Below are 12,070 nucleotides of genomic sequence, written 5' to 3'. Positions count from 1 at the left end.
GGGTGACACGAATCAGAGACAAATCCTTGGAGAGGTACCCGGTGGATGACGGATCCTTGCGCCATGGTCCTATTCAAGGTCCGCCAGTAGGGTCCGGGTTTCCGACGAGAAGGAAACGGCCCATGGGATTGAAGGACCTCATCGCAAGACAAGGTGGGAACGGCGCTGTTCATGATCCGGCCGAGGTGCTGCATGCATCGAATGCCGATCGCATGCGCTATGCAGGCATCTTCGTCGCATCGCTCACGATGGTCGCGCCCGAGGATCTCGAAACGTTCTGGAAGCAGGAAAAGCGGAACCGCGAACGGCTCAGCATCCGTGAAGGCGACGACAACTGGCGCAAGATGGACGACGCGGTGCGCGTTCGGCTGCAGGAGCTCCACCCGGCGCCTGAAATGCGAATGTAGGACTCAGGGCTCCAACCCGACGGACGCGATCGCCAATTCAAGCTCTTTCAGGCCGAAGGGTTTGTGAAGCATGGGCGCGTCGGGGTGCCAGGCCGGACGGTCTGCGCCGGATGTGATGATGAACGGCGTCCCTGCCGCCAAAAGCGCGTCTGCTACGGCTTCGGTGTTGCCTTCTTGCAGATTGATGTCGAGGAATGCGAGGCCATACCCGCCTCGGGCCTCTGAAAGCGCTTCGGTGATGGTCTGAGCATGCATTGCTCCCGGAAAGCCGGCATCCTCCAGTAGCTGCTCCATGAACATCCCGATTATGGGGTCGTCGTCCACTATCAACACTTTGATGTCGGGCATCAGGTGACAGCTCCAGGCCGGCTCAGATAGGCTTCCTGTAGCAGCGGAAAATTATTTGGGCGACCCGTGAACCAAAACAGCCCTGACAGCGACAAATGACCGGAACGCGCGGTGCGATAAATTTTCAATCGCCCTGCGGGTACGAAGAATGCAATGAATTCGGCCCACGATTGATTGAGATCCTCGAGGTTAGATCGAGCGTGGTACAAGGAGTGAGCGCATGAATCTTCAAGGACGCGCCAACAGCTACATCATCATCGCCCGGGCGCCGAATTTCGTTGCGCCCTTCGATGACGGCTGCTGGCACCTCGTCGCCGAGGGCAACAAGTATGCTGACATGCGCACTGCCTTCGTCGAGATCGTGCCCGGCGTCGACGAGATCAACGGCGAACTCATCATGGCCGCCATCGTCAGCGGGAAGAGCGGCCTGGAGCTGAAGGGTGTCGTCCTTAAAGTTCGGAACGGGCTCGTCGTGCCGAAAGCCTCCGAGATCGTCGAGGACGCGCAGGACCAGCTTCGCTGCTTCAATCTCGTGATCGAGGCTGGCAAGAACTCCAAGGATCCCCAGCGCTGGCGCGACTTCCTCAATTCGATCGATTTCGACGATCTGCCTGAGGTTGTGATCCACGCGATCCATCGCCAGTCGCCGGTGGTCGTCTCGTTCAAGCGTCCTCCCCGCAGTCCGCTTTCGGAGTTCATGGAGAGCCGTAGGGGGCTGATGGCGACTGTGGCGGCTTCGTTTGCGGCCCTCGCCTTCGTGATTGCTGCGGTGAGCGCCATCACGAGTTCCAATGCGGAAGACCGTCGTCGCACGCTGGAGCTGCAGGCGTACGCGGCGTTCCGCGAAGGCGCCATGGATGTCGTGCGGTCGGACAAATCGCAGACCTTCTTCACCCGCACCCGCCTCTATCCGGATGGATCGAGCCAACTTATCGATCAGTACTCGGCCTATGGCCAAGTCGGGCGCAGGACGCGCTGATCCGGCGATCAAGCCGGTTCGGACAGGTCGATGCGATATTGCGCCGGGGCGATCTCTGCTCCGGCGTGATTTCTGTATCCAATGAGCAGCCTCGGAATCACCAATGTCTTCCCGCTGGCGTAGGTGCGGCGATGGGAACGACGCCAATGCAGCCGCGGCGACGATCGCAGCTGCCCTTGAGCATCTTCGCGATCAGCGCGCATCCGCGCCGCAACATCTCGTGGGATAATCGAGACCATCGTGTGCGGCGCGATCGGGACGCGGCCGCGCTTGATGCGTTGTTTGTTCAACTTGTCAGGCGCCGGCACGCGATCGACCTGCGTGGATCGCGATGAAAGCATGAGCGTGAGCCAGCCGACGAAGCCCGTTTCCCCGCTCACCCGTCGGGCATAATCCGATCCCGTCAGCTCGGCTCGCGTGCGGCCGACATTGAGCGGATCTCGCGTGTCGATGGTCAAACCTTTGCCGTCTGTCGCGGGCAGGACAAGCCAGACCTCTCCGGTGAGATCGCCGTATTCGCGGACCAAATGGCCGTCTATATCGATTGCCTGCGCGTGCTGCATGGTCCGCAATGCCCGCACGCAAATTCCGCTTCCAGGAAGCTGCTCGACCAGGAAGCCGAAGATCTCGCGGTGACCAGGCGCGATCGTCACGCTGGTTTCGAACCAGCAGGTCTCGAAGGGCAGCGGTATAAGGCCCTCTGCGAACATTTCCTGTTCTTCGGCCTCAAGGCCTGGCAGATCGATTGAACCCTCCCCGTCGAGCGCCACCGGGAGGTTCTCAAAGACGAAGACGGCAGCCTTCTCCATGCGCCGGGCGAAATCCTCAGCGGTCGCCTCGATGGCGCTGCGCGGGGCGTTCGGGCTGAGGCAAATGACCGGGATGCCATCCTCCCGGTAACGCAGTCCGTCGATCAGCTTGTGATGGATCATGAGCCCAGGATTGCCGCGGCCGATTAAGGGCTGTCAATCCTGGGAATACGAAGCGCCTGCGCGTCTACGAGGCTGTCGGTTCGCCGAGATACCAGCGTTCGGCACCCTTGGTGGCCTGGGGCAGATCAGGGCGTTCAGAGGCCGGGATAATCTGCACATCGGAGGCCGTTGACCGCGTGACGAAGGCCTGGGCCTCCGACCGCGTCGCGAAGGTCGCAGAATGAGCCTGGACGCCGTTCGCGCCCGGGAACCCGGCCTTGGCCTCATCGAGCCATGAGTTCGACGAGTAAATGCTGATTGCTCGCTTCTCAGCGGATGCGGGGTAGATCTCGATAAAGGTGGCGACGGTCTTCGACTGGACGCGGATGCTCACCGTCGAGGCGGTCATCGGGTCCCAGTCGGCCGGACGCCTGATTCCCAGCATTTCGTCGAGAGAATCAGCGTTCGCGTCCAGGCCGTCGGCCAGCCACGCATAGTGCTGCTTGCTGCGCGCGGCGAGCCAACGCCGGAGCCAAGGACCGAGCATCGGGTCGTAATCCACGCGCTCGGCCACAGGCCAATGGGTGGTGAAGCCAAACTCGCCTTCCAGCGCCTTCTGAGCGGACGGATAGATTTCGGCAACCTCCCAGCGCGGCGCTGGCCGGCTGATTGCGTTTTCGAAGCGCTCCGCAGCCCCCTCCTTGTTCTTGTAGAGCGAGAGATAGGCTGCCCTGACACGAGCGCGATCCTCATCGGTCGGTGCCAGGTGATGGATCAACTCCACCGGATGACGCAGGACGAGGCAGGTGTAGCGCAGGTCACCGGCGGCGCCGCTGACACCGATCGGGAGCACGAAATCCGGCTCGACGACGCGAGACAACCTCTTTGTCAGCCTGGCTCGTTCAAGCGACCAGGCCTTGTAGTAGTGCTCGAACCACAACGAGCTCGGCTTTCCGAGGCGGCGGATAACATCGATGCAGCCCTCGGCGGGGGCCAAGAACTGGGCCTTCTGATGGAAGGTCGCGAAGACGTCGGGATGTCCGGTCCAGGACTCGGCATCAGGCCACTGGTGGATCACGGTCTCCGCGGCCGCGCGAGCGGTAAGAACGCTCCAGCTGCGGGCCTTCTCGATCAGCTTGGTCTTCCCAAGCTCAAGCGTGATCCGATGGACCCACCGGTGCTGGATCAGGCGGTCGTCGCGTTCGTCCTCTGAGGGCGCAGCGTAGATGACGAGCTTGGCGTTGCCCGAGAGCACGAGGCGCAGCGGCGCGAGCCCGAGTGCGCGCACGAAGGATTCCGCCTGCGTGACCCTTGCGTCGCCCTCGTTCGAAAGCATGAACATCTGGTCGAGAAGCGACTTCCAGGCTGCCGGCGGGGTGTCTCCTTCGAACACCGGGAGCGGCGCACCTCGCTGGGCCGCGCGCCAAGCGATAACGGCCCGCGACACGAGTTCCTCGGCCGCCGCGCCCGTCGCAATGTTGCCTTCAGCCAGCGCTTCGAGGAGGCGTCTGCGGGTGTCGGCTTCGGTTACCGCTTCCGCACGCACGAACCGGATCGCATGTTTGAAGAAGCGGATGAAATGGACATGGTCCTTCCGCGACGCTCGATTATTCAGATAGTGGACAAGGTCGCCTTCGGTCACGGCATCGAGGCAAAGATAACCGAGCTGCTCGTGGTCCCAGGGCTTCTCATCCTTGGTGAGGCGGACTTTGGCCTGGAAGCTCCGATCATCGCCCAGGCGTGAAGACCCGCTGACATCGGCGTTGGCGTAGAGCTCGGCGCCGTCGCGATAGGCGATCACAGCCTCGACGGGCCGGTCGGGTCGATAGCGCATCTCGAAGCCGCGATCGCCGCGCGAGGGGAAGCAGGCTCCCGGAGCGGTGCGTTCGTCCATGATCCCGTACCATGAGACAAGGACGCGGGAACCGCTTCGGAGATAGCTGTTCTTTTCTTTGATCCAGTCGCGAACCGACGGCCGGCCTTCGGTGAGCAATAGGCCGCTGTCATCGAACAGGAAGCGGCAGTTCTTCTCCTGGAACCCGAGCGACACGAATTCGAAGGAGGCCGGGCCCTCGTAGAAGTCGCCGAAGAGCTTCTCGCGATGGTCGAGGCCGCAAGCCAGGATCAGGAAGCGCTTGTAGTGGAGGACCTGTGCCTCATGCAGGGCGAGTTTGTCCGTGTAGGCGACGTCGTCGATCTTCATGTGGGAGCCGTCGATGCCCCGGAACGTCGCCTTGTGATCGTCGGTATTAGGAAACAGCCGGGCCGTGGCGAGATGGCTTTCGACCGGGGAGACGACGCGGTGGATACGCATCCCGTCTCGCACGAGCATGAAGACCTCGGCGTTGGCCTCGTTCATCGCCGCGCTGATGAGAGGGTGGCTGTAGTCGATGTGCCGGCGCGTCGTTGCCATCACGAGGACGCAGCGTTCTGTCGGGAAAATCTGATCGACCAAGCCATCGTGCTCGCAAAGGGCACGGAAGAACTCCTCCTGCCGCGAGACGTCGAACTGATGATCGACGTCGAGATAGACAGACAGCTCCTCGTCCATGAGAAGCTTGCGCTGGACGAAGGTCAGCGGGACGTTGCGAGGCGCGCTCTCGCCGTCGCGGATCCGGCGAACGGAAACGTTCTTGCCGACGTATAGATCCAGCGTCTCAATGCCCGTCATCATGCGGGCGACGTAGGAGCGGACGTCCTCGGTTCGCGCCAGCGCCGCAGCTGCCTGTTCCTGGAAATAGGGCGTCATCGCGGTCACGGCTTCGCCGATCTTCTCGGTTTTGCCCTTGACCCAGTTGGCGCGGATCGTCGCGACCTGATGCTCGCGTTCGGCAGCAATCTTCAGAGCCTCGATTTTCTCGGGCGTGATGCCGGACTGCAGGGTCTCCGCGAGCGTTCCGGTAGCGACGCGCTTCAGCTCCTGGCTGGAGGCTGGCGAAACCGCGATTGCCGTTGTGCCGCTGGAGGCAGCGGGCTCCACCTTCGGCTTCTGCTTGGCGAGCTCGCTTTCGACCACCGCAGCCAGCACGAGCGGATCGCGCTGACCGTCCAGCAGTTCCTGTTGAAGGTCAAAAATCCTCTGCTGGGCGTCCTTGATCTCACGCTCGCGGATTGCCTCGGCGTCGAGCTCGGGCACGAATTTGGAGAGGAAGTCGTCGAGCAGGAAGCGATGCTCTTTGAGCCTGATCCACTGGCGTCGCTTGTCGCCATCGGCGCCGACCTCAACCTGGACCTGGTGGTCATAGTGAGACGGGTGCGGCCGCAGGATGATGGTGTGAGGAGCGTCGTGAGCCCAGCGGATCGAAGTGATCAGGAGGACCATCCCCTCAGTGATCGCCTCTTCCGGGATCGCCTTGACCGCCTTCCAGTACTGGCCAGCCTGCAGAGGCTGCGACCGCGTCAGACGCTCGACGGAAGGCTCCTCGGAGGAAACCTCGATTTCACGACCCACCACAAACCACTCCGTCGACCATGCGCGTTGTTGGAGGAGATAGCACCGGTTCAGAAGAATTCCGTGAACCGGCAGATTCGAATTGTAGGATTCTCTCAGGAATCGTGATGTTGATCCTTGGAGGGATCCTTGTTTCGTCCGTCGCTTGGCCTCGCAGTGATTCATCCAAACGAAACGGACCTCAAGATCAAATCCCCGATCAAGGAATGAAAGGCGTGGACGGACCCATGCGCGAGCAACAAGAGCGCCGGATAGACCTGGTTGCGCGGGCCCGCATCGCAAGCGCGCAGGTCAGGGGCGGCGCAAGCTTCGATCCCGGCATTCTCGCTGATCTACTGGACGGGTTGGTTGCCGCGCTTCCCGATAGCGAAGCCGCGCAGACGCTCAATGTTGCCGAGCGGCGCGAGCGCAAGCTGCAAGCGGAGCTCGACCGCGCGGTTGGCGCGTGCCGTTCGGCCTGGCAGTCGATCGGTCGGTTTCCAGGATCCGTGCACGATCGCGCCATGGCTCGCCTGGAGCGGGTGCTGTTTCCGGGAAGGCACCCGGACTATCCGCAGCTGGATCCGCGGCCGCCAACCGCTGAGGCGGTGGAGCAAATCATCGCCGATGGGCTTGCGACGCTGAGGGCACCGGCGGCGATCGCGCGGGACGTCACCAACCTCATCGATGGCGGGATGGCCTAATGGCGTCGCGGCGAGACCGGTATCCGGAACTCGGGCCGAAGCTAAAGGTCAGCGGGTTTGAAGCGGCCATGACCAAGGTCAGGGAGGTCTGGCCGGGAGCCTATCAGGAGGGCTCGACAGGCTTCGAGCGAACCTGGTGGAGCGGCAGGGAGCTCGTCGGACATCACTGGCCAGTCCGGGCTCGGGATCCAGACACGCTATGGCTTCGCCTCAGGCAGCGTGAGGCGTTATCGTAAGACGGGAAGGCGGAATCGGTCGATGGCGCTGAAGATGACAGGGGCGGATTGGAAGGCCTTTATGGCTGATGCCCGCTATTGGCCGGAGGACGGGTCGCGCTGGGTTGATGAGTGGCTCCTCAGGTTCCGTGGTGTGGAGGTCGAGGATCTCGGCGAGGACCAGGTTGAGGACGCCGACGAGATCGTCGTGCTCTCCGGCTGGGTCAGGGCCCCGGAGGAGGGATGCCAGATCCCTGGGCATTACGACTTTCTCGACTACGCCCGTGACTTCATGAAGCGCCGAAACACGATCTCGGCAGCTGTTTCGATCCCGCTCGCGAACGTCGGGGCGGCGGTCGATGCGGCAAAGGCTCGCGGCTTGAAGCTGGAAGTGCCCTTTGAGAGCGCCGTGGGGCCACGAGCGCGGAAGCTCAAGCTCGCGGGTGCCGACTGGCTTGAGTATCTCGCCCTAGAGCCGCCGGAATGGCCTGAGGGTGGCTACATCGAGGACTGCGAGGGGAAGATTGACGGGATCGCCTCATCCGACGTCTCCGTTGCAGCCGTGGCGCCTAGCCAGGTCGTGCTGGTTGAGAGCGGAGCCATCGTTGTGGAGGGTGCCGAGGAGATCGATCTGGTGTCGCATCTTCAGGCCTGGATGGACGGGCGACCCGTTCGAACCGCAATCGTGAGCTACAAGCGCGACCGGCAGCCGATTTTCGATGCCTGGATTTCTGAGGCAAAGGCAAGCCTGCGGATCGCGCCAGAGCAGGCTTTGTCCCCGCAGGCGCCGGCGGTGTAGCAGCTTCATTTTTCAGCGCACATTTTGGAACAAGCGCCTCGAGGCAGCATTACCTCGTTTCGCGCCGGTGGAGTTCCGCAGCGAGCTACAAGGGAAGGGATTCTGCGTGCCGAGCTTCTGCGCGAAGTTGGCGCCGAAGCGCCACCGCTGTCATCGGGTCGCCGAGGCTACCGGTATCCCTTCGATTGGCGACCATGCAGCCAAGCTGGCGAAAAGTGATTGCGATCGCACCGCTCCGAAGCGCCATCTCCCTGGCTCCCTTGCTCACGTCGTAATGATCGCCCTGAAACCAGCGTCGCGCGATACCGAGCCGATCGGCCATCGCATGAAGTTCAAGGTCCGTATCAGCGATCATGTGGAACATGACCATGCGGCGATAGCGGGCTGCCATGTCGTCGACATAGACGGTCATAACTGCACAGCGACTCCAGTTCGCGGACCTACCACGATCCTGCACTGAGCAGGTGCAAATTACCACGTTGCTGACTTGTTGCAGCTGCGAACGCTCCGTGGTTTTGCTATCGGAATACCGCAGTTGTGTATCGACGCACGACGGCACTTGCGTCACACTTCATGTTAACTATCGGGAAGGCCAGTTTAGAGCCCCTCTGGAGAAACGCCTCCATTCGATGGCTCGCGGTCATAAGCTGTTGATAATTCACGCAGCTATCTGTACGCCGACAAAAAATTAGGTTGGTTCCTGCTGGAACCACTTTCAATAGAGCGCGTACTGATAATCGGACCCTGGAGGCGCTGGACTTTAACATATGTGAGTGCCCCAGGCCGGGGCGTATATTCCGAAGTTGAAAACGTGATGTCTACAAGAATCGCCAAAGGGGAAATCGGTGATCGGCCGTCGGAGTGACGACAACGGCAAGGTGCCCGTCGCGGGCATCGTCGGGGTACCCGACGTCATGCGGGTTTGTGACGCCGAGCTCGCCGCCGCCGCGGACGCGATCTTGCGAGCCGGGCAGCCGATCGAAGGCTTTCGGCTCCGTCGAAAGCTCGACGAACTTCAGACATCTCTCTCGGAGAATCCCACGCTGCTCTACGCGCTTCGATCGCGGTCGCCGCGCCCGCACTCGCCAAGGAATTTCCGGGAATCTCTTGAGCTCGGGTCGATTTCAGCCTTCCCGGACGCCAACGTCGCGATCGTCAAGTTCGCCTCACATATTTTCCATCGCGACCGTCATATCGCGATGCATGCCTCCTCGCCCATGATTGGTGACATCCCGATCGCTGAACGGCTGCTTCACAAGCGGCGAGCGATCAATTCGGCCGCGCCCGGCTCATGGTCGGCAGCAAACCGCGTCATGGGGCTCATGGGGTTTATGCTTTTGCCGGCCTCTCACTTCCCAGAGCGTCGGCTGGCCACCGCGCTGCGCGACGGGTTGGTCTTCGGAGAGGTTCGCAACGATTACGGTGGCCAGGACGGAGCAGCTTGCTGCAAGTCGACGGCGCGGGAAATCACTCCGAGCGGCGAGATCGAGCATCCGGTGCTGGACTGTCCCTTCTCTCTCGATGCGGAGGGCACGACCTGGGTCTTCAAGGTGGACGCGCTGCTCCCGACCGAAGCGATGGATGCCGGCCAACGAGCGCTCTTCGAGCGGCTCAAGGAATTTGAGGATCAGCACGGCCGGTTGCTTGAGATTGCCGGGATCGGGTGCCTGTTTCCCCACCACGCCGAGTTCGCAATCAACTGCCGTACGGGCTCCGGTCTATACGATCAGATGAACCGTGCCCGGGAAGAGATGATCGACCTGATGATGAGCCCTGGCATGGCGCAGGCCATGGGCAATAGCCGGGCTCCAGCGACGCGCCCCCCGCTGACGCCGTTGATCACGGACACCGCTATGGAGAGCGTAAACCAGCTCATTCGGGCTGTCGGGGCGAAGCCTTCGGGCATTCGCTAGATCTGCAGTCCGGCGAGCTCGGGATCGTCTCCGGGGGCAACGCGCTCCCTGAGGTCTAGGGCCTTGGATTGCGCCATCAACGCGTGGGCGTGGATGCCGAAGACCTCGCTCGCCTCTTTCGCATCCCGTGGGATGAGCCCTTCAAGCTTCTCCAAAAGGTCGTAGAGCGGCTGGGCATGCCCATCGACCGCTGACCAGCGCCGGGCCTCCCTGCGCAGCTCCATCCAGCACAGGAGGGCATCGTCAGGCAGATTTCCGAAGCTCGATCCGCAGCCTGCGATACCGTAGCGCAGCGCGGCGTATCCGAGGTGGACCTGGTCAAGGGCCAGGAGTTCTGGCTCGGCGTGATGGATCTCCACCGGAGCCATCGCCAAGATGTTGCGATGGCCGCGGCCTTGCAGATCGGCGGTGAAGGCCTCGAAACCTTCCGTGTCGGTGAGGGGAAACCACACGCGCCCGGGGAAGGGACCGACCTTTCTCTCAACACCCACAGCCACGTCACGGAGGTCCTTCCCGACCCAGTAGCCAGGCGGCAACGTTCGGGTGTGAACCCGGCCGTCGATGACCAGGAAATTGTCGCGCACGTAGCGCGCCATCGTCGCACGGTTCAGCTCGCGGTCATCGCGGACCATCTCGCGGACATTCGCAGGCTCACGCAGCGCGTTGCCGGGCATCGCAGCCGGGCCGCCGACGGAAAGGACGATCAGTTCTTTCCTCCACAGTTGATGAGCTGCGTGTTCATCGAGCCAGTGGAGGAGACCGCCGGGTGGGAGCGAGGCTCCGTCCTCGCTGACGTAGGTTATGAGCTCCGGAGCGTCTTTTCCGCGTAGCCTGTTGGCAGCGAGATCCGAGTAGCGCTCTCGACTGTCGCGGGCGGCATCAACCCACAGTGTGCCGCCGTAGCCCTTGAGCTCGATGCTGTTCGAGATCACCGGCAAGCGAGGGTCGTTGCCGAAGAGGTCGATGGCCTGTCGATCTTCATGCTGGCGGCCGTCGGGTGTGATCTCAGCAAACAGCGCGGGGATGGCATCGCTCGCCGATATCTCCGCTATCTCGACCTCGATGGAGTCGACTACCAGGTCGGTCCGCTCAAAGCGCGCGCGAGCCGCTATATGCGTGACGGGCGACTCGATCGTGACATGGATCTTCATGCCGCCCGCTTATCGTCTAAAGCGAGAGCGCAGCAAGCTCGATGTCGTCGACGGGCCGGACCCGCTCTCGCAAGTCGAGGGTCGGCGCCTGTTCCAGGAAAGGGAGGCACTGCATCGAGAGCTGGTCGAAGACGAGGCTGCCGATCTTCTCCTGTCGCGGGATGGCGTCCCGGAACTCAATGAAGGCCTCAATGATCTTGCGCGGATCCCCTTCTACGGGCGACCAGGAATCGGCCAGGCGCCGGTACTGCATCCATTTTTCGAGGCATCGATCCGGAAGCTCGCTGAAGCCGTCGTGAAGCCGATGCAGAGAGCGCCGCAACGCTCTGATGCCCAGATCCACCTTGTCGATGGCCATGTAGTCCCGGTCCACGGACGTCGCCTGGATGTCTCCGCCAAGGTAGTCAGCGACCTGGCGAGCACGGCCGGCGAACTTCTCCGACATCTGCTTCACCTGATCGTACTCGTCGAAGCGGAAATAGGCCCCACTGGCGAGCGCATCTGATCCCCGAATGTGGTTCTTCATCGCGAACCACCCGTTCTCCCGGCTGAAGGAGCGAGCCGGTGGCGGGACCTTCATATGAAGGCTTCCGTGAGCCCACAGGAAATGGCTCTGGACGTAGGTCTCGACGTCTCTGCGCGCCCCATCAAGGCCGCTGGAGATCAGCTCCTTCATGGGGCGCTCCAGATCCTTCGAGCGTCCCGGCATGCGGGCTTCATCGGCCTGGCGCAGGACGAGCAATTCTGCGCGTGCATCCTGCCTCGGCCCCCAGCGCCGCCAGTGAATGGCGCCTGCTTGCGGCTCGCTATCCGGACGTGAAGAGCTGTAAAGGCGGAGGCGGCGGGCGAAGTCGGGATCGCGATGGATATCGGCGCCTTCGCGCAGCTGCGGGCCGTCAATATCGAAGAAGCGTTCGGACGCGGTGCGCCAGGTGTCTTCCCAGAGCACGCCATCATGGCCCCGGAGATGGATGTCCCCACTCAGCCGGCCAAGGCAGTCGACGAGGTTCTGCTGCTCGGCGCGCTCACGGTAGACCTTCAGGGCATTCTCCGTGGGGTTCCTGGCGACGAACGCATCAGGAGAGTGGAAGTCCCCGTCGAGCTCCCGGATCTCGATCTCGCTGGTCGCGTAGAGGATCTCCTCGCGGGGCCTGCGCGCGCCGCGAGGGAAGTAGACGACGGAGTATTCGAAGGCGACGGAGAATTTCATTAG

Annotated in this window: 11 protein-coding genes; 5 read left to right on the top strand and 6 right to left on the bottom strand. The window is 62.3% G+C overall.

From position 1 onward, the window contains the following. Positions 1-122: 122 nt before the first annotated feature. Complete coding sequence (locus tag ACODTJ_RS19415; protein ID WP_488849616.1) at positions 123-407, top strand: hypothetical protein; 285 nt, start codon at positions 123-125, stop codon at positions 405-407. Between the two features lie 3 nt (positions 408-410). Here ACODTJ_RS19415 and ACODTJ_RS19410 read toward each other — a convergent pair whose 3' ends face one another. Next, entirely contained in the window at positions 411-755 is a 345-nt protein-coding gene (locus tag ACODTJ_RS19410) for a response regulator (protein WP_488849615.1), read from the bottom strand. Positions 756-975: 220 nt separating this feature from the next. Between ACODTJ_RS19410 and ACODTJ_RS19405 the strand changes: the two genes are divergently transcribed. After that, positions 976-1,734, top strand: a complete 759-nt coding sequence (locus ACODTJ_RS19405; RefSeq protein WP_488849614.1) for a hypothetical protein — start codon at positions 976-978, stop codon at positions 1,732-1,734. 8 nt (positions 1,735-1,742) lie between these two features. On the opposite strand, the gene ACODTJ_RS19400 is transcribed toward ACODTJ_RS19405, so the two are convergent. Both ACODTJ_RS19400 and ACODTJ_RS19395 read right to left on the bottom strand, forming a co-directional pair. Then, positions 1,743-2,666, bottom strand: a complete 924-nt coding sequence (locus ACODTJ_RS19400; protein WP_488849613.1) for an AcrVA2 family anti-CRISPR protein — start codon at positions 2,664-2,666, stop codon at positions 1,743-1,745. Between the two features lie 64 nt (positions 2,667-2,730). Continuing rightward, positions 2,731-6,096 carry a hypothetical protein gene (locus ACODTJ_RS19395; RefSeq protein WP_488849612.1) on the bottom strand — a complete coding sequence of 1,122 codons (3,366 nt, stop codon included), beginning with the start codon at positions 6,094-6,096 and terminating at the stop codon, positions 2,731-2,733. Positions 6,097-6,323: 227 nt separating this feature from the next. Here ACODTJ_RS19395 and ACODTJ_RS19390 point away from each other — a divergent pair, with 227 nt between their 5' ends. Together ACODTJ_RS19390 and ACODTJ_RS19385 are read left to right on the top strand one after the other, a co-directional pair. Beyond that, positions 6,324-6,779, top strand: a complete 456-nt coding sequence (locus ACODTJ_RS19390; protein ID WP_488849611.1) for a hypothetical protein — start codon at positions 6,324-6,326, stop codon at positions 6,777-6,779. A 258-nt stretch (positions 6,780-7,037) separates the two neighbouring features. After that, entirely contained in the window at positions 7,038-7,793 is a 756-nt protein-coding gene (locus ACODTJ_RS19385) for a hypothetical protein (protein ID WP_488849610.1), read from the top strand. Positions 7,794-7,878: 85 nt separating this feature from the next. On the opposite strand, the gene ACODTJ_RS19380 is transcribed toward ACODTJ_RS19385, so the two are convergent. Beyond that, a complete protein-coding gene (locus ACODTJ_RS19380) occupies positions 7,879-8,205 on the bottom strand; it encodes a DUF4031 domain-containing protein (protein WP_488849609.1) in 327 nt (108 codons plus the stop codon). Positions 8,206-8,638: 433 nt separating this feature from the next. Here ACODTJ_RS19380 and ACODTJ_RS19375 point away from each other — a divergent pair, with 433 nt between their 5' ends. Next, positions 8,639-9,706, top strand: a complete 1,068-nt coding sequence (locus tag ACODTJ_RS19375; RefSeq protein WP_488849608.1) for a hypothetical protein — start codon at positions 8,639-8,641, stop codon at positions 9,704-9,706. Here the strand turns inward: ACODTJ_RS19375 and ACODTJ_RS19370 are convergent. Both ACODTJ_RS19370 and ACODTJ_RS19365 read right to left on the bottom strand, forming a co-directional pair. Then, entirely contained in the window at positions 9,703-10,857 is a 1,155-nt protein-coding gene (locus ACODTJ_RS19370; RefSeq protein ID WP_488849607.1) for a hypothetical protein, read from the bottom strand. The two genes, ACODTJ_RS19375 and ACODTJ_RS19370, sit on opposite strands and share 4 nt — an antisense overlap. 16 nt (positions 10,858-10,873) lie before the next feature. Then, positions 10,874-12,067, bottom strand: coding sequence for a hypothetical protein (locus tag ACODTJ_RS19365; RefSeq protein WP_488849606.1), 1,194 nt, complete (start codon positions 12,065-12,067; stop codon positions 10,874-10,876). Positions 12,068-12,070: the final 3 nt, after the last annotated feature.

The sequence above is a fragment of the Allobosea sp. FG18 genome (assembly GCF_057809495.1).
The sequence above is the reverse complement of the archived record's forward strand: the minus strand, read 5'-3'. Positions and strand labels throughout refer to the sequence as shown.

Excerpts from the sequence above, each read along its gene's own strand:
- ACODTJ_RS19415 (WP_488849616.1), top strand. The coding sequence starts at position 123 with ATGGGATTGAAGGACCTCATCGCAAGACAAGGTGGGAACGGCGCTGTT.
- ACODTJ_RS19410 (WP_488849615.1), bottom strand. The coding sequence starts at position 755 with ATGCCCGACATCAAAGTGTTGATAGTGGACGACGACCCCATAATCGGG.
- ACODTJ_RS19405 (WP_488849614.1), top strand. The coding sequence starts at position 976 with ATGAATCTTCAAGGACGCGCCAACAGCTACATCATCATCGCCCGGGCG.
- ACODTJ_RS19400 (WP_488849613.1), bottom strand. The coding sequence starts at position 2,666 with ATGATCCATCACAAGCTGATCGACGGACTGCGTTACCGGGAGGATGGC.
- ACODTJ_RS19390 (WP_488849611.1), top strand. The coding sequence starts at position 6,324 with ATGCGCGAGCAACAAGAGCGCCGGATAGACCTGGTTGCGCGGGCCCGC.
- ACODTJ_RS19385 (WP_488849610.1), top strand. The coding sequence starts at position 7,038 with ATGGCGCTGAAGATGACAGGGGCGGATTGGAAGGCCTTTATGGCTGAT.
- ACODTJ_RS19380 (WP_488849609.1), bottom strand. The coding sequence starts at position 8,205 with ATGACCGTCTATGTCGACGACATGGCAGCCCGCTATCGCCGCATGGTC.
- ACODTJ_RS19370 (WP_488849607.1), bottom strand. The coding sequence starts at position 10,857 with ATGAAGATCCATGTCACGATCGAGTCGCCCGTCACGCATATAGCGGCT.
- ACODTJ_RS19365 (WP_488849606.1), bottom strand. The coding sequence starts at position 12,067 with ATGAAATTCTCCGTCGCCTTCGAATACTCCGTCGTCTACTTCCCTCGC.